Origin of the sequence: Desulfonatronum thiodismutans (assembly GCF_000717475.1) — a bacterium.
GTDB lineage: Bacteria > Desulfobacterota > Desulfovibrionia > Desulfovibrionales > Desulfonatronaceae > Desulfonatronum > Desulfonatronum thiodismutans.
On record NZ_JPIK01000010.1, the window covers coordinates 99,276 to 117,095 of the forward strand.

25 protein-coding genes are annotated in these 17,820 nt (G+C 57.3%); 14 read left to right on the forward strand and 11 right to left on the reverse strand.

Going from position 1 to position 17,820, the window contains the following annotated elements; genetic code table 11:
- Positions 1-5: 5 nt before the first annotated feature.
- From GY33_RS0107575 to GY33_RS0107610, 8 genes are all read right to left on the reverse strand, one after another.
- Complete coding sequence (locus tag GY33_RS0107575) at positions 6-212, reverse strand: type II toxin-antitoxin system HicA family toxin (protein ID WP_031386761.1); 207 nt, start codon at positions 210-212, stop codon at positions 6-8.
- Positions 213-371: 159 nt separating this feature from the next.
- The gene (locus GY33_RS20405; RefSeq protein ID WP_084184930.1) at positions 372-617 is read right to left on the reverse strand and encodes a type II toxin-antitoxin system HicB family antitoxin; all 246 of its coding nucleotides are present in this window, start codon (positions 615-617) and stop codon (positions 372-374) included.
- A 57-nt stretch (positions 618-674) separates the two neighbouring features.
- On the reverse strand, positions 675-1,667 hold the full coding sequence (locus tag GY33_RS0107585) for a type II secretion system minor pseudopilin (protein WP_084184932.1): 993 nt from the start codon (positions 1,665-1,667) through the stop codon (positions 675-677).
- On the reverse strand, positions 1,651-2,250 hold the full coding sequence (locus tag GY33_RS0107590) for a PulJ/GspJ family protein (protein ID WP_152555130.1): 600 nt from the start codon (positions 2,248-2,250) through the stop codon (positions 1,651-1,653). Before GY33_RS0107590 ends, GY33_RS0107585 begins: the two co-directional genes overlap by 17 nt.
- A 20-nt stretch (positions 2,251-2,270) precedes the next feature.
- Positions 2,271-2,675 carry a prepilin-type N-terminal cleavage/methylation domain-containing protein gene (locus GY33_RS0107595; protein WP_031386765.1) on the reverse strand — a complete coding sequence of 135 codons (405 nt, stop codon included), beginning with the start codon at positions 2,673-2,675 and terminating at the stop codon, positions 2,271-2,273.
- Positions 2,672-3,115 (reverse strand): pilus assembly FimT family protein, encoded by a 444-nt coding sequence (locus GY33_RS0107600; protein WP_031386766.1) that lies wholly within the window; start codon positions 3,113-3,115, stop codon positions 2,672-2,674. The genes GY33_RS0107595 and GY33_RS0107600 overlap by 4 nt, the downstream gene beginning before the upstream one ends.
- The gene (gene gspG, locus GY33_RS0107605) at positions 3,112-3,549 is read right to left on the reverse strand and encodes a type II secretion system major pseudopilin GspG (RefSeq protein WP_031386767.1); all 438 of its coding nucleotides are present in this window, start codon (positions 3,547-3,549) and stop codon (positions 3,112-3,114) included. The genes GY33_RS0107600 and gspG overlap by 4 nt, the downstream gene beginning before the upstream one ends.
- Positions 3,546-5,237 carry a hypothetical protein gene (locus tag GY33_RS0107610; RefSeq protein ID WP_031386768.1) on the reverse strand — a complete coding sequence of 564 codons (1,692 nt, stop codon included), beginning with the start codon at positions 5,235-5,237 and terminating at the stop codon, positions 3,546-3,548. The genes gspG and GY33_RS0107610 overlap by 4 nt, the downstream gene beginning before the upstream one ends.
- A gap of 36 nt (positions 5,238-5,273) precedes the next feature.
- Here GY33_RS0107610 and GY33_RS0107615 point away from each other — a divergent pair, with 36 nt between their 5' ends.
- On the forward strand, positions 5,274-6,032 hold the full coding sequence (locus GY33_RS0107615; RefSeq protein ID WP_051822409.1) for a heparan-alpha-glucosaminide N-acetyltransferase: 759 nt from the start codon (positions 5,274-5,276) through the stop codon (positions 6,030-6,032).
- A gap of 10 nt (positions 6,033-6,042) precedes the next feature.
- Here GY33_RS0107615 and GY33_RS0107620 read toward each other — a convergent pair whose 3' ends face one another.
- Complete coding sequence (locus GY33_RS0107620) at positions 6,043-7,248, reverse strand: type II secretion system F family protein (RefSeq protein WP_031386770.1); 1,206 nt, start codon at positions 7,246-7,248, stop codon at positions 6,043-6,045.
- Between the two features lie 195 nt (positions 7,249-7,443).
- On the opposite strand from GY33_RS0107620, the gene GY33_RS0107625 reads away from it, so the two are divergent.
- From GY33_RS0107625 to typA, 3 genes are read left to right on the forward strand one after another with little or no spacing between them, the layout of a single operon-like run.
- Positions 7,444-7,674 (forward strand): AbrB/MazE/SpoVT family DNA-binding domain-containing protein, encoded by a 231-nt coding sequence (locus tag GY33_RS0107625; RefSeq protein WP_031386771.1) that lies wholly within the window; start codon positions 7,444-7,446, stop codon positions 7,672-7,674.
- 22 nt (positions 7,675-7,696) lie between these two features.
- Positions 7,697-9,226 carry a helicase HerA-like domain-containing protein gene (locus GY33_RS0107630; protein WP_031386772.1) on the forward strand — a complete coding sequence of 510 codons (1,530 nt, stop codon included), beginning with the start codon at positions 7,697-7,699 and terminating at the stop codon, positions 9,224-9,226.
- A gap of 32 nt (positions 9,227-9,258) precedes the next feature.
- Positions 9,259-11,082, forward strand: coding sequence for a translational GTPase TypA (gene typA, locus GY33_RS0107635; RefSeq protein ID WP_031386773.1), 1,824 nt, complete (start codon positions 9,259-9,261; stop codon positions 11,080-11,082).
- 163 nt (positions 11,083-11,245) lie between these two features.
- Here typA and infA read toward each other — a convergent pair whose 3' ends face one another.
- The gene (gene infA / locus GY33_RS0107640) at positions 11,246-11,464 is read right to left on the reverse strand and encodes a translation initiation factor IF-1 (RefSeq protein ID WP_028572251.1); all 219 of its coding nucleotides are present in this window, start codon (positions 11,462-11,464) and stop codon (positions 11,246-11,248) included.
- Positions 11,465-11,646: 182 nt separating this feature from the next.
- On the reverse strand, positions 11,647-11,955 hold the full coding sequence (locus tag GY33_RS0107645) for an RNA recognition motif domain-containing protein (protein WP_031386774.1): 309 nt from the start codon (positions 11,953-11,955) through the stop codon (positions 11,647-11,649).
- A 261-nt stretch (positions 11,956-12,216) separates the two neighbouring features.
- Here GY33_RS0107645 and GY33_RS0107650 point away from each other — a divergent pair, with 261 nt between their 5' ends.
- The 10 genes from GY33_RS0107650 to GY33_RS0107690 all read left to right on the forward strand — a co-directional run bounded on the left by GY33_RS0107650 (position 12,217) and on the right by GY33_RS0107690 (position 17,664).
- Entirely contained in the window at positions 12,217-13,401 is a 1,185-nt protein-coding gene (locus GY33_RS0107650) for an ATP-binding protein (RefSeq protein WP_031386775.1), read from the forward strand.
- Between the two features lie 539 nt (positions 13,402-13,940).
- Entirely contained in the window at positions 13,941-14,171 is a 231-nt protein-coding gene (locus tag GY33_RS0107655; RefSeq protein ID WP_031386776.1) for a hypothetical protein, read from the forward strand.
- Positions 14,168-14,563: a type II toxin-antitoxin system VapC family toxin gene (locus tag GY33_RS0107660; RefSeq protein ID WP_031386777.1), complete on the forward strand. Its 396-nt coding sequence runs from the start codon at positions 14,168-14,170 to the stop codon at positions 14,561-14,563. Before GY33_RS0107655 ends, GY33_RS0107660 begins: the two co-directional genes overlap by 4 nt.
- Before the next feature lie 135 nt (positions 14,564-14,698).
- Positions 14,699-15,448, forward strand: a complete 750-nt coding sequence (gene rhuM, locus GY33_RS19055) for a RhuM family protein (protein WP_200874848.1) — start codon at positions 14,699-14,701, stop codon at positions 15,446-15,448.
- A 9-nt stretch (positions 15,449-15,457) separates the two neighbouring features.
- Complete coding sequence (locus GY33_RS0107670; protein WP_031386778.1) at positions 15,458-15,694, forward strand: type II toxin-antitoxin system HicB family antitoxin; 237 nt, start codon at positions 15,458-15,460, stop codon at positions 15,692-15,694.
- Entirely contained in the window at positions 15,675-15,863 is a 189-nt protein-coding gene (locus tag GY33_RS20410; RefSeq protein ID WP_084184938.1) for a type II toxin-antitoxin system HicA family toxin, read from the forward strand. Before GY33_RS0107670 ends, GY33_RS20410 begins: the two co-directional genes overlap by 20 nt.
- A gap of 405 nt (positions 15,864-16,268) precedes the next feature.
- Complete coding sequence (locus GY33_RS0107675) at positions 16,269-16,538, forward strand: DUF4160 domain-containing protein (protein ID WP_031386779.1); 270 nt, start codon at positions 16,269-16,271, stop codon at positions 16,536-16,538.
- A gap of 9 nt (positions 16,539-16,547) precedes the next feature.
- Entirely contained in the window at positions 16,548-16,781 is a 234-nt protein-coding gene (locus tag GY33_RS0107680) for a DUF2442 domain-containing protein (protein WP_031386780.1), read from the forward strand.
- A gap of 389 nt (positions 16,782-17,170) precedes the next feature.
- Positions 17,171-17,386: a hypothetical protein gene (locus GY33_RS0107685; protein ID WP_031386781.1), complete on the forward strand. Its 216-nt coding sequence runs from the start codon at positions 17,171-17,173 to the stop codon at positions 17,384-17,386.
- Positions 17,383-17,664, forward strand: coding sequence for a type II toxin-antitoxin system RelE/ParE family toxin (locus GY33_RS0107690; protein ID WP_031386782.1), 282 nt, complete (start codon positions 17,383-17,385; stop codon positions 17,662-17,664). The genes GY33_RS0107685 and GY33_RS0107690 overlap by 4 nt, the downstream gene beginning before the upstream one ends.
- The last annotated feature ends 156 nt before the right edge of the window (positions 17,665-17,820 follow it).

Sequence of the window (17,820 nt, forward strand, 5' to 3'; positions counted from 1 at the left end):
CGTGTTTAATTCAAGATGTCTTTTCTGGAAATCCCTGCTTGCCGGAGTATTTCGGACAACAGGGCTTCGGATATTTCATTGGATTTGTGGGGATTCGGAATGCGAACCTTGAGTGTTTCTTTGGCCATGAATTGGTGCTTGCCTCCGGAATAGGGACCATGGAAGCCAAGCAGGCGCATCTTTTGAATAAGCTGTCGACGTGAAAGAGGCATGGGCTTATCAGTCCGTTGAAAAACTCTCAATTGCTGCGTCGCCGCAAAAAATTCAAACTCTCACGTATCAATAAATACGCTTCGACCTTGATTTTTCTTTGCTCCTTGCACTTGGGGTTTTTGAACGGACTGCCGACAAAGGGCTTTTTCAACACTCAGTTATACGACGGCAACTTCTTTAACATGCAGGGACAAACCATTGAAACATGGGAGCGGGTCGCCGTCTTGAATTTTCATTACGAGCCATTCCTCCAAAACCGACCAGAGATCCTGCCGACAGGCTTCAATGCTTTCTCCGTTGGCCCAGACTCCTTGAAAACCAGGAATTTCAGCAAACCAAGTGCCGTCGTCAAGTTTCTTGTATTCGGCGCGAGCAATGGCATTTTGGCAATATTCTTGAATCATAAGCTTCTCTCATTCTTCGGATAATCAAGTCTTTCCATTGGTTCTCGTCGTTGCATCTCAAAGCGGCCTGGACTCGATAATGTCCCTGGCCAGTATTCTGGGTGGGGTGTCGGCGAGGATGGATGGCCGTTCCACGATGATTCGGTGAAGTTCATACCATGCGGGTTGCCGGACCTCAACAGAGATTTCCAGGGTGTCCGCTTCCAGGGCCAAGTGAGGCAGGACGCGCTGGTAGACGTCCATGGGCATCCGGATGCGGGCGATGAGTTCGTCCAGGCGCTGGAAGCCGTGTTCCGTGCGGTGCCGCTGGATGGCCGGCCAGTAGGCCTCCAGTTCCGGAGCCACGGCCAGGAGCAGTTCCCTGTCGGCCAGATTCAGATTGATCCGTCCGTCCGTTCCCCACACCGTGAAATGTTGGCGCACCCAGGCCGGATCGAGGTCAGTGAAGCCGGTGACCAGGAGCAGTTCTTCCGGTCGCTGCATGGGGCCTTTCCTGGGGCGATAGGACGGCCGGATTCCGGTGTAGGGTGCGTCGGCGGCGCGGGCCGAACCAGGCAGGTCCGGGTCGTAACCTTCACCCAGCCAGAGCATGATGTCTCGCGTATCGCCTTGGAAACTCGTCCTGGAACCCTCGTGAGAGGCCTTTTGGGTATCCGCTTGCTGGAACAGGCGGGTCAGGCCTTCCCGCAACCTGGTCATGACCTGGGGATGCAGGGAGGGCGGGTGCAGGGCGTTGAGATTCAGCTTGGCGTTGGTGGGAGTGATGGTGATCCGGATGCCGTCCTCGTTCCATTCCAGGGGGCTCGGAGACTGGTCCGTCGTACCGAGATTCTCGGTGGACCGGGCGACCAGTTCCAGGGCCTTGTGCGTCGCGGCTTCGGCCTGGAACCCGGCCTGAATGGTCTGGAGCAGCAGAACATGTTCTTCCTCGGTCAGGGCGGCATGCTGGACGACCCGCAACACCACGGTGCTGAACAGGAGCAGGGTGACCAGCACCAGGACGAGGACGGCACCATGGGAGCGGGGTAGACGGTCAAAGCGGCGCATCATGCTCCAGGGGCAGGCGATGGACGATATCCCATGTGGTTTGTACGCCGGTAGGGCGCAGTTCCAGCCGCAGGCCCGCGGGGGCTGGGCGCTGCGTGCCGTGCAGCCACGAGCGCAGTTCCACCCAGCGGCCCTCGGTCAGGTCGTGGAAGGCCAGGCTCCAGGCTCGCAGATCCGAGATCACCAGCAGTTCCTGGACATAGTCCAGGTCCGGCTGCTCTTCGGTGCGGCGGACCTGGCGCTGGGAAAAGTCCCAGGTCACGGTCATGGGCAGGGGGCCGGGAACAAGGTGGTTGGCGACCGTCTCCAGCGTGAATCCGTGCTCCGTGATGGTCAGTTCCGTTTCCGGCAACATGCCCCGCAGGTCCATGCTCAGCAACCGGTGCAGGACGACCCGGGAGCGCTGGTTTTCCACGGTTTCCTCCAGGGCGGACGAGGCCACGACCCCGCGCCCGAGGATTGCCGCGAGCAGGGCGATGAGCATCCCGGCCACCACCAGGGCCACCAGGATTTCCACCAGGGTGAAGCCGGGAAGGGAGGGCGTGGAGCAGCTGTCGTGATGAGTGGAAGCGTTCCGTGGCGTCATTTTTTCGTACTTCGTATCCCTCACGGAGAGGCCGCGGGCCAGGACCACGCCATCTCCCGTCCCTCAAGGCGCGTGGTCAGGGTCACCCATGGGGAGGGGCGTTCCGGGGTCGGCGGGTTGGTGGTGATCCGGGCGGCCAAGGGGTCGCGGCTATCGGGCAACATTCCGCCGGGCGCCGTTAAATGAGAATCCCCGCGCCCGATATCTCGGCCCATGAGCGCTTCCTGGGCCGTGTTCAGGTGCAGCCAGAGCACGTCCGCCCGGCTGGCTTGATTCAGGCCGTGACGTTGTGCGGCGAGCAGGCCGGAGGCCAGGATGGCGGCGATGACCAGGGCCACCAGGACTTCGACCAGAGTAAAGCCTTGGGAGAGACTCGCGTCACCGTGCTGATGCCGGAGATTGGCGGAAGGGCGTCCAAACGTCATGGCCGGAACTCGTTGATCAGGCGGACGTCCAGGTCCGCGGTGGTCCAGCGCTCTCCGCTGGAAAAATCCAACCGGAGCCGATCCATGTGCCCCTGGGGATAGACGCGGAAGTGGGCCGCGGGATGAGGGCACGGGGAGTCGTTCAGGACGCAGCGGCCGGGTGGGGTCGGTAAGCGGTGGGTGGCCTCGTTCCAGGACAGGACCCCGGATGTAGGATCCAGGCGAATGGCCTGAAACCGTCCGGTTTCAATCGCCGTGCTTCGAACCTGGGCCAGAAAGACGTTCACTTCATGTAGCGGCGCGTTGCTTCCGGAGGGCCGGGTCGGGTCCAGCCGGGGAAGCAGAGTGAACCAGCCCAGGCCGACGATGAAGAGCACGATCAGCAGCTCGACAAGGGTCAGGCCCGCGTTGCTCTGGGGAGATGCGTCGGAGCGTTTCAATCGTCCAGCTCCCAACTGTTGATGTCCTGGGCGAAGCCGGTCCCGCCCTCCTTGCCGTCCGCGCCCAGGCTGGTGATTTCATAGTCCCGGCCCTGTTGGCCAGGAGAGCGGTAGCGGTAGGCGTTGCCCCAGGGATCCCTCGGCACGGAGGATGCTTCCAGGTATCCGCCGTCGCGATAGTTGCGGGGGATGGGGGTGATGTCCGGTTTGCGGAACAGAGCGGCGAGCCCTTGCTCGGTGGTGGGATAGACCCCGTTGTCCAGCCGGTACAGGCGCAGGGCGGATTCCAGGGTGCGGATGTCCACCTTGGCCTTGGTCACCCGGGCCTCGTCCGGGCGATCCATGATTCGGGGCACGAGCAGGGTGGCCAGCAGGCCGAGGATGACCACGACGATCATCAGTTCGATCAGGCTGAAGCCGGATTGATGTCTCATTGCATATCTCCAACGGGTTGGCGGTGGTCGGAAAGGGAAATCCAGGACGGCGGAGAATCCTGGATTAGGCTGTTTCGTATGGGCAGGAGGTCGGTTTTGTCGGGCAAGATCCAACTGTCCATGGAGACGCGTACTTCCTCCACGGGCATCCACCACAGGAAAAAACGATGTTCCGGAACATGCCGGGCCATCAGCACGTATCCGTCCCTGGTTTGGACCGGATCGGCAAGGGCGTAGGTCCGCCCGTTCCAGGACACCGTCCCGTCCGGGGCGACGGCAAGGGGCGTCAGGCGCGTTGGTCCATGGTCGGGAGCGTCCGCGGGCCTTCCGGTTGCCGTTTGGTACCAGCGCTGCGTCTGGTCCGGCTCGGTCACCCGCAACAGGCCGTCGTCGTCCGCGGCATGCACGCTGAGCCGGGGAGTCCCGAAATGGAGCTTGCGCAGCCAGTGCTTCTGGGCCGTGCGAAAGGTCAGCAGGCCGGCGTCCAGGTTGAACCGCTCGAAAAAATGGAGCAGAGCCCAGGGAGCGCCTTGGTTCGTGGAGGACGCGTTTTGGGACGTCAAAATTTCTTCGGCGGCAACGGCGCGGGAATTCGGAATATCCCAGATCACCGGTTCGGGACGGGACTCATCGTGCGAGGTGGGGGAGACGTCCTGATCAATACCCGCTGGGCCCAGGATGAGATGGCCGCCGTGGAACAGTGCCGCCCCAAAGGGGCCGCCGGGAATCCGAACCTGCTCCAGCAGGGTCAGATCCGGCAGGGTCCAGAGCAGCAGCCATCCCGCTTGGTCCACGCTCTGAAGCAGGCCCTCCCGAGGGCTGAATGCCAGGGCCAGGGGCGGGAAGCGCAGGGTGCCGACGTGGCGCCTGGGGTCTTGTTCCAATACCGGAGAGGCGTTGGACGGGTTGGCAAAGAGTTCGCCGAGCGGCCCCACGAACAGACGTTGACCGGTATCCGTCACGGCGACCCAGGTCGATGAAGAAGACAGCGCCGCGTGACGTAGCGGATGCTGTCCGGGAACCGTGCCCACGCGGGCGCAGTGGCGCAGATCAAAGGCATGCAGCTCGCCGCTGCGGGCATTGCCCGCGCCGAGAAACGGCCCGACGCCGTCCCAGGTCAGCAGAGTGACCGGGGCTGCCGTGGGCAGGGTCAGGGAGGCGCACGGCCAGGAACTCCAGACGTGGATGTCTCCGTTGGCGTGGCCCACGGCCAACCCGGCTTCGGGTATGTCGTCCGTTTGTCCCCTGGCTTGCGCTTCTCCGCTGGAAGAGGCTGACGGCCCGAGCACGTATGCGGTGACGTCGGACGCCAAATGCAGGGTGACGGACTCCCGGCTCAATTCCATGAAGTAGTCGCCGGACCGTTGCGGGAGGGCGGAAGAGGAATGGGCCATTTGATCAGGTACGGGGAAGTCAATGTTTGGAGGCCGATACTGGGTGCGCAGGCTTTGATCGAGCATTTCGGCCAGCGTCATGCTTGGCCCGAAGGGGGTCTGTTCGGTGAGCAAAGGAGCGGGCTTGGGAGGTTGCGTCACGCGCGGGGCGCAGGCGGCGGACAGCAAAAGAGCCAAGCCAATGAACAGGGCCATGCCGAGTAGGCGCTGAGGGGGCTGTTGGCCTTTGCCGGAAAAACTTGTACTGCGGGTATCGGTCACGACCATGGAGTCCTTGGACTCTTTGGGTGACATTTGCGTAGAAACTTTCCAATCTCCGGCATCTCCATCATGCATCACGCCACTTCTTCCTCTTCCCCCGTGTCGCCGGGATATACCGGCCCCTCTTCGATGCGCCTGCCCGCGCTGGACATGTTTCGCGGCGGGGCCGTGCTGTTGATGCTTGTCTATCATTTCTGTTTTGATCTCAACTACTTTGGGGTCGTCTCCATCCGCTTCCAAACCGATCCGTTCTGGCTGGGCCTGCGGTCGGTGATCGTGGGGGGCTTCGTGCTGGCCGTGGGCGCGAGCTTGGCCCTGTCCAACCACAATGGGTTGAAGCCGTGGCGATTCCTGCGGCGTCAGGCCATCTTGGGCGTTGCCGCGGGCTTGGTTTCCGTGGGCACGTTCCTGGTTTTTCCCCTGACCTGGGTGGTCTTCGGCGTCCTGCATTTCATCTTCACGGCCCGAATTCTGGCTCTGCTCTTTTTGCGGCTGCACAATCTGAACCTGGCCTTCGGCGTACTGTGCATCTTCGTGGGCCTGTTCGTTCAGCACCCGGTTTTCAACCATCCCTGGCTGCACTGGCTGGGCATGATGACCCACAAGCCCTTCACCGAGGACTACGTGCCGATCCTGCCCTGGTTCGGCGTCCTGCTCCTGGGGCTGTACATCGGCCAGTCAATTCACCGCCGTCGCCCGTCCATCCTCCTCGCCCCACCGTCTCTCCCCGGTTTCGGGATGCTGTCCTGGCTGGGACGCCACAGCCTGCTGATCTATCTGCTCCACCAGCCGCTGTTCATGGGCGTGCTGTATCTGTTGCCGCGGTAGGTGTGAAGGATCAGCCGACCCGTGACGTCAGATCAAAGATCGGCCCCATTACGGCCAGAACCAGAAATCCTACCAGCAGCCCCAGACCCAGGATCAGGGCCGGTTCGACCAGGGCGGCGAAGCGTTTCAGGGATGCGTCGGTTTCGCGTTCCAGGAGTTTGCCCAGGCGTTCCATGAACGGGCCCAGTTTTCCGGCGGCCCGGCCGGCGCTGATGGCGGTCAGGAAGACGTCCGGGTAGACGTCCTGTTTCCAGAGCACACCGTCCAGAGGCTGGCCGGCGGAGACTTCCCGGGCGGCCTGGAGCATTTTTTCTCGGAAAAAGAGCGATCCCACGCCCTGGGCCGAACTCTGCAAGGCCTGGACCAGGGGGATCCCAGCTTGGATCTGAAAGGAAACCAGCCCGGAAAAGCGGGCCAGGACGCCTTTCTGGACCACCGGAAGCCGCCAGAGCAGGCGGTCCAGGCGGATGCGCCAGTTCGGGCGGCGCTTGTAGGTCGTCACGCCGAGGAAGACCATCCCGGTCAGACCCAGGAGCAGCAAGCCGCCCCAGGACTCCATCCAGGAACCGACATTCAAGAGCAGACGGGTGTCCCAGGACAATTCCCCGGCCGAGGCGGTGACGATGTCCGCGATCCGGGGCAGGACACGGGAGAGGAGAAAGAAGACCGCGCCCAGGCCGATGATCAGGATGGTCAGCGGATAGCCAAGGGATGTGAGCAGCTTTTCCCGAAAGTCCCGGCGGCCTTCCTCATACCGGGCGATGCGCTCCAGAACCTCGCCCAACCGGCCTACCTGCTCGGCCACATGGATCATGGCCGCGTACACTGGGGAGACGACGCCCGGATGATCCTGCAAGGCCTGGGAAAAGGCCTGGCCGCCTTCCACCGCGTCGCGAATCTGGACCCAGAACCGGGCCGACGCGCCGGTGGACATCCGGGCCAGCAGGTCCAGACTCTGGGCCAGGGATCCGCCCCCCTGGATCATCATGCCCAGGGAATAGAAGGATTCGTCCAGGCGAATGCGCCGGTGCCAGGAGACGGGGGAAAGCAGGCCGCGCAGGGTGCGGCCTTGCGCATGCCCGGCGTTGCCGAGCCGGATCGGCAGCATCCCCTGCTCCTGGAGTCGGGCATACGCCGCGGCCCGGCTCTCGGCCTCGCACAACCCCTTGCGCTGCTCGCCCCGGCGATCCAGGGCCACGTAGTGAAATGTCGGCACGGTGCTCCTTGTTCAAAAAAAACGACCTCGTAATTTTGCCCGCTTGGGCTGCGGATGTCCAATCTGAGACGTGCTTCGAGATCAAAGAAAGTTGGTCCAACAAGATCGTTTGTTTACAACTGATTATTCACTCTATACGATGATAGGCTATACATTCATGTTCTTGCCCTGTCCGGATGTTCGAGGAGATTGGAAATGATCGCCACCGCGAAGGTCACGTCCAAAGGGCGGACAACCATTCCTCAAGCTGTTCGAAAAGCCATGCTGGTTGGACCTGGAGATGTCATCGTCTGGGAAATCAAGCAGGAAGGCGTGGTTAACGTACGGCGACTGTCGGACCTTGAGGTTGACAATCTTCATTGCCTGGAGAGCACGTTGAGCGAGTGGGGGGGAACCTTGGACAACGATGCGTATCGTGACTTTTGAATGGTTTCGAATGGAGAAGACGATGAACACAATCCTGATCGGCAAGGGCCGGGAGCAGGTGTTTCTGCATGGCCGGTACGCCAACCGGCATGGGATGATCGCCGGGGCCACGGGAACGGGGAAGAGCGTTTCCCTGATGGTCCTGGCCGAAGGCTTTTCCCGGCTCGGGGTGCCGGTGTTCCTGGCTGACGTCAAGGGCGACCTGGCCGGGTTGGCCATGCCCGGGGCCATGAACGACCGGATTCGATCGCGGTTGGAGAGCATCGGAATCGAGGGCTACGCCAACGAACCGAACCCGGTTCTGTTTTGGGATATTTACGGAGAACTGGGGCATCCGCTACGTACCACGGTCTCCCAGATGGGGCCGACCTTGCTGGCCAGGTTGATGGAACTCAACGACATCCAGGCCGGGGTGTTGGAGATCGTCTTCCGCTTGGCGGACGAAGAAGGGCTGCTCCTGCTGGACCTTAAGGATCTGCGCTCCCTGCTGATCTTTACCTCGGAGAACGTGAAGAGCGTGTCGGCCCGGTTCGGACTGGTGCATTCCTCTTCCCTGGCCGCGATCCAACGGGCCCTGCTCCGGCTGGACGGAGACGGAGGCGATCTGTTTTTCGGCGAACCGGCTCTGGAATTGGCGGACTTCATGCGTCAGGATATGTCCGGGCGGGGAATCGTCAACGTCCTGGCCGCCGAGAAGCTGTATCTGCGGCCCAGGATGTATTCCAGCTTTTTGCTCTGGATGCTTTCGGAACTGTTCGAGACCCTGCCCGAGGTCGGCGACCGGGACCTGCCGAAGATGGTCTTCTTTTTCGACGAGGCGCATCTGCTTTTCGCCGACGTGCCTTCGGCCTTGCGGCAGAGGGTGGAGCAGGTGGTCCGACTGATCCGTTCCAAGGGCGTGGGCGTGTATTTTTGCAGCCAGTATCCGGACGACGTGCCCCAGGAAATTCTGGGGCAATTGGGCAACCGCATCCAGCACGCGTTACGGGCTTACACGCCGCGGGACCAAAAGGCCGTGCGCGTCGCGGCCCAGACCTTTCCGCCCAACCCCGCCGTGGACGTGCTCCAGTCCCTGACCTCCATGGCCGTGGGCGAGGCCCTGGTGACCACCTTGCAGGACAAGGGCGTCCCGCTGCCCGTGGAGCGGGCCTTGGTCGTCCCGCCCCGATGTCGGATCGGGGTGATCACGCCGGAAGAACGGCACCTTGTGCGAGGACGCAGCCCCTTGGGCGGAAAATACGATACGCCCGTTGACCGCGAGTCCGCCTATGAGATCCTCCAGGCCCGGGCCGAGGAGGCCGTGGCCGCGAAATCAATTGAGAGCGCCGCTTCGGGAGGGAAATCTTCCCGAAGCAAGGAAACCGCCGACGGTGCGGCCGGTGGTGCCCCTGGTGGTGTTTCCGGGGCCATGCGGGACTTCCTGCTGGGTTCCAAGCGCCGTCAGGGCGCTCTGGAGGCCATGGGCAAGTCCGCCATGCGCACCGTGGGCAACCAGATAGGCCGCCAGGTGCTGCGCGGCGTCCTGGGTGGGCTGCTGGGCGGCAAGAAGTAAGAATTACTCAACCCTTCAACAAACCAATCCTTATGACACAAAAGACTATCAATCCGGCGATTCGCAACATCGCCATCATCGCCCACGTCGATCACGGCAAGACCACCCTGGTGGACGGACTGTTCAGGCAAAGCGGGCTGTTTCGGGACAATCAAGAAGTGGCCGAACGGGTCATGGACTCCATGGATCTGGAGCGGGAGCGCGGGATCACCATCGCGGCCAAGAATTGTGCCGTGTCCTGGAAGGGCGTGAAGATCAACATTATCGACACCCCGGGGCACGCGGACTTCGGCGGGGAGGTGGAACGTTCCCTGTCCATGGCCGACGGCGCGGTGCTGTTGGTGGACGCCTCGGAAGGGCCACTGCCTCAGACCCGTTTCGTGCTTAAGAAGACCCTGGAAGCCAAGCTGAAGGTCATCGTGGTGATCAACAAGATTGATCGCCAGGATGCCCGGGTGGCCGAGGTGCTGGACGAGGTCTATGATCTGTTCATCGACCTGGATGCTTCCGAGGAACAGCTCGATTTTCCGGTTTTGTACGCCGTTGCCCGGGACGGAATTGCCAAACGCTCCCTGGACGAGCCCGGGGAAAATTTACACCCGCTGTTTGACGCGATTCTGCAAACGGTCCCCGGGCCCGCTTATGATCCGGACAAGCCGTTTCAGATGCTGGTGGCGGACCTGGGCTATTCAGACTACCTGGGACGGCTGGCCATCGGTCGAGTGGTCAACGGTCGGGCTAGGCAGAACGAGCAATTGGTCTGCATCAATGATGCGGCGGAACATCTTCCGCTGCGAGTCACCAAGTTGCAGACCTACGCGGGGCTGTCACTGCAAGAGGTGAGCGAGGTGGAGCCCGGGGATATCGCGGTGCTGGCCGGGATCGAGAATGTGCATATTGGGGATACCATCTGCACCAAGGCCGAACCTTCGGGCTTGAAACGGATCGCCGTGGACGAGCCCACCGTGGCCATGAAGTTCACCATCAACACCTCGCCTTTGGCCGGACGGGAGGGCAAGTTCGTTCAGTCCCGCAAAATCTGGGAGCGTCTGGTCAAGGAATCCCTGAGCAACGTGGCCATCCGGGTGGAAGAGACCGAGGAGCGGGACAGCTTCCTGGTCAAGGGGCGGGGCGAGTTCCAGATGGCCATCCTGATCGAAACCATGCGCCGGGAAGGGTATGAGTTGAGCGTGGGGCGGCCCGAGGTGATCTATAGAGATGTGGGCGGGAAGCGCCACGAACCCATGGAACACCTGTTCGTGGACTGCGAGGAGATTTTTCTGGGCGTGGTCACGGAAAAGTTGTCCATCCGCAAAGGGCGGATGTCCAATTTGGTGAACAAGGGTACCGGTCGGGTACGGGTGGAATTCACCATCCCTTCCCGGGGGCTGATCGGCTACCGGGATGAGTTTTTGACCGACACCAAGGGCACCGGGGTGATGAACTCCTACTTTTCCGGGTATGAGGAATACCGGGGAGATTTTCCGACCCGGTTCATGGGCTCCATTGTTGCGGACCGGTCCGGGACCGCGGTACCTTACGCCTTGTTCAACCTGGAGCCACGGGGCAGGCTGTTCGTTTCACCGGGTGAGCCGGTCTACGAAGGCATGATCGTCGGCGAGCACAACCGGGAAAGCGACCTGAACGTCAATCCCTGCAAGGAAAAGAAGCTGACCAATATGCGCGCCTCGGGCAAGGACGAGGCGGTCATCCTGACCCCGGTCCTGCCGCTGACCCTGGAGTGGGCCCTGCATTTCATTCGGGAGGATGAGTTGCTGGAGGTCACGCCGCATTCAATCCGGCTGCGCAAGACGGTTCTATCAGCCTCCAAGCGGCATGTTCTGGGGGGGAAATAGAAACGGAGCGGGGGAAGTTTCCGGAACGACGTTAAGAAAGTCAAAGGACGCAAGACGACCCTGGAAGATGTTCCGGGGGCTCGCGGATCGTAAAAAAAAAACGAAAAAGGGGGCCGGGCCGAGGCGGAGCTTTGGGCAGCCGCCCCCTTGCCTACGGGGTTGCCTATTTTTCCCGAAAAACGATCCGTCCCTTGGTCAGGTCGTAGGGAGACAGCTGAACGCGGACTTTGTCTCCGGGCAGGATGCGGATGCGAAACTTGCGCATTTTTCCGCACAGATGCCCCAAAATGGTATGTCCGGTCTCCAGCTCCACGGAAAACAGGGTGCTCGGCAAGGCTTCCTGAACAATGCCGCTCATTTCAATACATTCTTCCTTGGCCATTTGGCCTCCTTGAGTTGTCTTGTTTTTGCCGTCGCTCCAAGTGTTTCGCAAACATATTGGAGTGTTGAATCTTTTCGATACGGATTGTAAAGCCCGCGCGGAAGCAAAAAAGCCCCGCCCTCACGAAGATAGAGGACGGGGCTTCGCAAGGGCCTTATTGAATCAATGCAGTCGGGTAGCCGTTACCAGCGCTTGGACTGACGGTTCCTGTCCCCATAACCGCCGCCACCACCACTGGGACGGGGGGCACGTTCCTGAGCTTCGTTGATGCGCAGGCTACGTCCCTGGAAATCCTTGCCGTCCAACGCCTCCTGGGCGGAACGGGCTCCGGCTTCGTTCATTTCTACGAAGGCGAAACCACGCGGACGACCTGTTTCACGATCACTGATCAAGGCCACGGAAAGAACTTCGCCATAGGTGGCGAACAGATCGCGAACATCGTCTTCCTGGGCGGTAAAAGGCAAATTCCCAACATACAACTTACTTGACATGCGAATAACTCCAAAAAAGGTTGAGGCGGACATTCTGTTTGCTTGAAGCCGGGCACACCCCGGTGTTCAGGAAGAACGGGACTCCGCCGTTGCAAATCGAATTCAAGGTAACTACTCGGATCGTGTTTGGCTGTCAACAAAAATTTTTTACCGGAAATTCTGTGGGCAGTACGTGATCGGTGTGCTTGGCAAGATAAAAGAACACGAGATGAGATTGAAAGTTCAACTTGCAATTTGCATGAATTTGTGTAGCCTCTTTTCATGCAAGAAAGAACAATAGAACAGGCTTTCCATGCCCTTGCCGCCAAATATCCGGTGGTCACGGTCACAGGCCCCCGTCAAAGCGGCAAGACCACCCTTTGCAGGATGACCTGCCCTGATAAAAAATATGTCAACCTTGAAGCACCGGATATCCGACAGTTCGCCGCGGACGATCCCCGAGGTTTTCTGGCCGAGTGCCGGGCAGGGGCCATCCTGGACGAGATTCAGCGCGCCCCTGAACTGCTGTCCTACCTGCAACCTCTGGTTGACGAGGATCCGACACCGGGGCGATTTATTCTCACGGGCAGCCAGCAGTTCAATGTCCGTGAGGCCCTGAGCCAGTCCCTGGCCGGAAGGACCGGTCTGCTGACCCTGCTGCCCTTTGATTGGCTTGAGATCCAGTCTTTCCTGGATGTTTCCGATGTGGACAAGCTTATTCTGCATGGTTTTTATCCCCGTCTGCACCAAATGCGCATCCATCCGACGCAGGCCATGGGCGACTATTATGAAACCTACGTGCAGCGCGATGTCCGGCAGCTCATTCAGATCCGCAATGTCGGCGCGTTTGAGAGGTTCGTACGCCTTTGCGCGGGCAGGATTGGCCAGCTCTTGAATCTGAACAGCCTGGGCAACGATGCCGGGGTGACCCATACCACGGCCAGGGAGTGGATTTCCATCCTGGAGGCCAGCTATATCATTTTTCAATTGCCTCCCTGGCATGCCAACATCTCCAAGCGTCTGGTCAAGACCCCGAAAATTTATTTCTGGGATGTCGGACTGGCCTCTTATCTCCTTGGACTGCAGGAAGAGAAGCAAGTGACCAGGGATCCGCTGCGGGGCAGCCTTTTCGAAAACATGGTCGTGGCTGAGCTCTTCAAACAGCATTATCATCAAGGGGTCCGCCCCAGACTTTCCTTTTATCGCGACAGTGCGGGCAACGAGGTGGATGTGGTCATTGAGAGCGGACATGATCTTGTCCTGGTCGAAATCAAGGCCGGACAGACCGTGAGCAGAGACTATTTCAAGGGGCTGGATCGATTTGCCGGAGTGGCGGGGGGGCGCATCAAGGGGGGGATGGTGGTTTTCAGCGGCCAAAAGGCGCAACGAAGATCGTCCTGGGAGGTCTGGCCGGTCAGCGATATTGGCGTGTTGCGAAACAGAGCAGTTTATTTTTTTGCAAATTGAAGATGTAGATTGCAATTTGCATATGTGTCGCGGATTTTAGATTCTCCTTTGGGCCGTGATCTTTGAGCTTTGCGGTAATGAAATGGCCTCCTTCAGGGGGTGGGAATCCTTGAGGTTTAGCTCTATTAGATGGACGGGCCTTCCCGTTTCACTTTGAGCCATCAGCTTCGAACCATCGCCACGAACTATCGTTGATGGTCAAGACAGTGACGGATGCTGGTCTGGTTGGTAATCTCAAACGCCAAACACCTGCCTGCCCCTCGCCTACAAGCTTCAATAATTTCGGCCTGAAATTTGCGAAGCCTTGCAAAAACCATTAAACAGGCAAGCCATGCCCAGAGTTAAGCAAGCATATTCCTTGTCTCCAGGCCTCTCAAGGGGATGTCAAAAAATGGTTCAAGGCCTGGGTGAGAAATCGAAGTCAGAGTCATGTTCAGTTTTTTTGGGTCAAGGTAAATAATTACAGGGTGTTGCTTGCCTCAGAGGTCCAGCCCCACCCCCCCCTCATGGAGTCAGCCAACAGCCATAGGAGTCCAGGCATGTCGCTACAAAGTTACGAAGCCATATATCATAATGGTCAAGTGCAATGGTTGGGCGAAACGCCCAATGTGAAAAAAGCAAAAGTCATCGTCACTATTCTTGAGCCGAGGGGTGATGCGTCGCAATCAATTCGTCGCATGCCGTCCGTTCGAATTAGGGGGAAAGGGAAGATCCTTGGTGACATCATGTCGCCTGCCGCTCCGGTTGAAGAATGGAATTGCGCGAAATGATTCTGCTCGACACGCATATCTGGGTCAATTGGATAGTGAAGGGCAATTCCTGCCTTTCTTCAGAAGTTGTCAATGCCATGCAAAATGCGGACGGTTTGGCTGTTTCGGCTATTTCGTGTTTCGAAGTTTCGTTGCTGGTGAATCGTGGGAAACTGGAACTGCCGTGCTCTGTTGACGAATGGATGCTTGAAGCGCTGGTTAACTCAGGTGTGGATTCTCTTCCGGTGACCTGCTTGATCGCTGATCGTGCGGTGACGCTTCCTGATATCCACCGTGATCCGGCCGATAGAATCATCATCGCCACGGCGATTATCCACGATATCAAACTGGCAAGCATGGACTCTGTGTTTCCTGGCTATCTTGAAATAGCTGATAAATTGGTTGGGCAGTGAGATTCTTGGTTCGCACAAAGCCCCAGTGAGTTGAGGTGCTGGCACGGCTGATGGGAATGCCGGAAACCTTTGACTTCAGCGAGTACTATTCTGGATGGGTGACCAATGCAATTCGAAAGAGGAATTAACACGACCATGAGCAAAAAGAAGAATCCAAACCTACCCGCAATAAACGGCGGTTCCAATGTTCGCTCATCAGCGGCGGAGTATCTGACCTTTCTGGCGGCTCTCGGCAAGGGAGGCGTCGCTGCGGTATACGCTGATCAAAACATCTGGTTGACCCAGAAAATGATGGGCGTGCTTTATGATGTTGAAACGCACACGATCAACTATCACCTGAAAAAAGTATTCTCCGACAGTGAGTTGGAGGAAGAAGCAGTTATTCGAAATTTTCGAATAACTGCCACTGACGGCAAAAGCTACGATACCAAGCACTACAACCTGTCCGCGATCATCGCCGTGGGCTACAAGGTGAACTCCGAGCGGGCCGTGCAGTTTCGCAAGTGGGCGACAGGCATCATTGAGGAGTTCACCATCAAAGGGTTTACAATGGATGATGAGCGTCTCAAAAGCGGCGGCACCATCCTTTCTGATCAATATTTTGAAGAGCAATTGCAGCGCATCCGGGAGATTCGTCTCTCTGAGCGGAAATTTTACCAGAAGATCACCGACATCTACGCCACGGCCATGGATTATGATGTGACCGCTCAGGCCACCAAGCGTTTTTTTGCCACTGTTCAGAACAAACTGCATTGGGCCATACATGGCCAGACCGCGGCTGAAGTCAACTATGCCCGCGCCGATGCCGCAAAACAGAACATGGGCTCACCACCTGGAAGGATGCACCGAGAGGCAAGATACCAGAAGCCAAATCGCAAGGATTAGGTGTTTTTTATGATAACGTATACTGCGAAGTATCTCAAAATAGAATCAGGATACATGGGTCAGCTTGTCGAGTGGCCCGAGGTTTTAACGGAAGGGGCGGACTTGGATGAGTGCAGAGCAATGCTTCGCGATGCTTTGCAGGAAATGTTTACGGCATATGTCCAGCTTGGCAAGGAGATACCTTTAGGCAATGCTTTGATTGAGCAACTCCCCATCGAGATGAAGCATGTCGGTCAAACGGCGTGATCTGGTCAAATACTTCGAGCAGCATGGATATCGCCTACTCCGTGAAGGAGCTAATCATGCCATTTATACCAATGGGATAAAAGTCATACCCATTAAGCGCCATAGGCAGCTTGATCGCATTACGGCCAATGAACTCTGCAAGCAGGCAGGACTCGTACCTGTTTTCTGATCCCGCATGAACATGTTGCCTGCCAGGTTGTTGAATTTGAAACTGTGGCCGTTTGGAGCAAGAGTTTTGCTGATATGCTACGGCTGAAAATGGGTGCGGCTCCGCGGAAAGAGCCCGTTGCGCATCTGCATGAGAATTCTGGTGGATATGGTCAGGACATGCGCGAGAATATGATTGAATGGGAAGTTTTTGGCTCCAGAGTTTTTTGACTTTTGTCGAATTATATTTGATGCTTGGGTCTAGAAAGCAGTGGTTTGGGCAACAAAGGTTCTCTGTAAGGGGTCAAAATAGGTTTTTTTGGGGGATCAAGATGAATAAACACAGGTGATTGCTTGTGATTGCTTGTCTGATTGCTTGTCTCAGAGACCCAGCCCAAGCATAGAGGCGAGCGCGAAAGGAGAGTCAATGCCAACAATCAGCATGTTTTACGGTATTCTGATTTGCATGTATTTTTATGATGATGAAAGACATCATCTGCCACATATTCATGCTAAATATCAGGGACAGGATGCGGCTTTCAATATTCTTGACGGTGAGGTGATCAGCGGCGAGATTCCGCTTGCCAAGAAGCGATTGGTGCAGGCATGGATAGAAATCAATCGTGAATCGTTATTGGCTGATTGGGAGCTGGCAGCTAGCGGGCAGCAACTTTTGCCTATTGATCCGTTACGATAGGAGGTGATCATGGAGAAAGTAACTCAAGTTTATCCGCTTGATGACTATAAGTTAAAAATGCAATTTAATACAGGGGAAACACGTATTTTTGATGCACGACCATATTTGCAAAAAGGAGTGTTTCAACAACTTCAAGACGAGACGCGGTTTCGTCAGGCTTATGTTGCCCTGGATACAGTTTGTTGGCCCGGTGGCCTGGATATAGCGCCTGAAACCTTGTATGATCGCTCACAGCCGGAATAATCGTTACAGGTTTTTCATTCGGTATGAGTTTTCAACTGCGAGCCGTGAACTACGAGCTCAACTTCAGCGATTTTTGTTCTTTATCGAATTATATTGGCTTGTTGGATCTAGAAAACAGTGGTTTGGGCAACAAAAGTTCTCTGTAAGGGGTCAAAATAGGCCTGTTTTGGGGGTAAAGATGAATAAATACAGGCGATTGCTGGTCTCAGGGCGATTGCTGGTCTCAGAGACCCAGCCCGACCCCTGAAAATTGAAAATCCGAGATTAGATACCTGGCACCCAATCCTTCCTTCCGTGCTTTTCCGTGCCTTCCGTGGGCAAAATCTTTTTCTGATTTTTCCCCACGGAACACACGGAAAGACACTGAATCATTCAAAGAGGAAGTTGATATGTCTCGCGTCATGACGTTTGGAAATATTCTGGATGAGGTGGAGAAACTGCCTCTTGAAGATCAGGATATGTTCAGAGAAATTCTCACCAAGAGAGTCATTGAGCGTCGGCGGAATCAGCTTGCTGACGAAATTCGTGAGGCGCGCGCGGAATATAATTCGGGAGAGTGCCAACCTGTAAGTGTGGACGATCTGATGAACGAGATCACCTCGTGAAGCGACTCCTGATTCGCTCCCCATCCTTTGTTCGTGCAGCAAAACGGTTTGTCAAAAAGCGTCTTGATAATGGAACTGAATTGCGAAAAGCGCTGACTTTACTTGAAAATGATGTTTTTCATCCAAGCTTGAAGGCGCATAAGCTTCAGGGCAAGTTGACTGGATCATGGGCATGCTGTGTTGGCTATGATCTCAGGATTATTTTCCGTTTGGACCGGTATAATGAGCAAGAGGCCATTTTTCTGGAAACGATGGGCACACATGATGAGGTTTATTGAAATTTGCAAAAAAACTCCTCCTGTCTTCCGTGGGCGAAATCTTTCTGTATTTTTTCCCATGGAACACACGGAAGGGCACGGAAGTCGGAGATCGGAAATCGATGATTCTCTTTCCGTGTCCTTCCGTGTATTCCGTGGGCAATCCCCTGTTCTGAT

What these genes read in the sequence shown, in the direction of transcription:
- GY33_RS0107575 (WP_031386761.1), bottom strand. Translation starts at nt 212, where the DNA reads ATGCCTCTTTCACGTCGACAGCTTATTCAAAAGATGCGCCTGCTTGGC.
- GY33_RS0107655 (WP_031386776.1), top strand. Translation starts at nt 13,941, where the DNA reads ATGTCGCTACAAAGTTACGAAGCCATATATCATAATGGTCAAGTGCAA.
- GY33_RS0107585 (WP_084184932.1), bottom strand. Translation starts at nt 1,667, where the DNA reads ATGATGCGCCGCTTTGACCGTCTACCCCGCTCCCATGGTGCCGTCCTC.
- GY33_RS0107685 (WP_031386781.1), top strand. Translation starts at nt 17,171, where the DNA reads ATGTCTCGCGTCATGACGTTTGGAAATATTCTGGATGAGGTGGAGAAA.
- GY33_RS0107670 (WP_031386778.1), top strand. Translation starts at nt 15,458, where the DNA reads ATGATAACGTATACTGCGAAGTATCTCAAAATAGAATCAGGATACATG.
- GY33_RS20410 (WP_084184938.1), top strand. Translation starts at nt 15,675, where the DNA reads ATGTCGGTCAAACGGCGTGATCTGGTCAAATACTTCGAGCAGCATGGA.
- GY33_RS0107625 (WP_031386771.1), top strand. Translation starts at nt 7,444, where the DNA reads ATGATCGCCACCGCGAAGGTCACGTCCAAAGGGCGGACAACCATTCCT.
- GY33_RS0107595 (WP_031386765.1), bottom strand. Translation starts at nt 2,675, where the DNA reads ATGACGTTTGGACGCCCTTCCGCCAATCTCCGGCATCAGCACGGTGAC.
- rhuM (WP_200874848.1), top strand. Translation starts at nt 14,699, where the DNA reads ATGAGCAAAAAGAAGAATCCAAACCTACCCGCAATAAACGGCGGTTCC.
- GY33_RS0107590 (WP_152555130.1), bottom strand. Translation starts at nt 2,250, where the DNA reads ATGACGCCACGGAACGCTTCCACTCATCACGACAGCTGCTCCACGCCC.
- GY33_RS0107610 (WP_031386768.1), bottom strand. Translation starts at nt 5,237, where the DNA reads ATGTCACCCAAAGAGTCCAAGGACTCCATGGTCGTGACCGATACCCGC.
- GY33_RS0107615 (WP_051822409.1), top strand. Translation starts at nt 5,274, where the DNA reads ATGCATCACGCCACTTCTTCCTCTTCCCCCGTGTCGCCGGGATATACC.
- GY33_RS0107680 (WP_031386780.1), top strand. Translation starts at nt 16,548, where the DNA reads ATGGAGAAAGTAACTCAAGTTTATCCGCTTGATGACTATAAGTTAAAA.
- GY33_RS0107660 (WP_031386777.1), top strand. Translation starts at nt 14,168, where the DNA reads ATGATTCTGCTCGACACGCATATCTGGGTCAATTGGATAGTGAAGGGC.
- typA (WP_031386773.1), top strand. Translation starts at nt 9,259, where the DNA reads ATGACACAAAAGACTATCAATCCGGCGATTCGCAACATCGCCATCATC.
- infA (WP_028572251.1), bottom strand. Translation starts at nt 11,464, where the DNA reads ATGGCCAAGGAAGAATGTATTGAAATGAGCGGCATTGTTCAGGAAGCC.
- GY33_RS20405 (WP_084184930.1), bottom strand. Translation starts at nt 617, where the DNA reads ATGATTCAAGAATATTGCCAAAATGCCATTGCTCGCGCCGAATACAAG.
- GY33_RS0107645 (WP_031386774.1), bottom strand. Translation starts at nt 11,955, where the DNA reads ATGTCAAGTAAGTTGTATGTTGGGAATTTGCCTTTTACCGCCCAGGAA.
- GY33_RS0107630 (WP_031386772.1), top strand. Translation starts at nt 7,697, where the DNA reads ATGAACACAATCCTGATCGGCAAGGGCCGGGAGCAGGTGTTTCTGCAT.
- GY33_RS0107675 (WP_031386779.1), top strand. Translation starts at nt 16,269, where the DNA reads ATGCCAACAATCAGCATGTTTTACGGTATTCTGATTTGCATGTATTTT.
- GY33_RS0107650 (WP_031386775.1), top strand. Translation starts at nt 12,217, where the DNA reads ATGCAAGAAAGAACAATAGAACAGGCTTTCCATGCCCTTGCCGCCAAA.
- gspG (WP_031386767.1), bottom strand. Translation starts at nt 3,549, where the DNA reads ATGAGACATCAATCCGGCTTCAGCCTGATCGAACTGATGATCGTCGTG.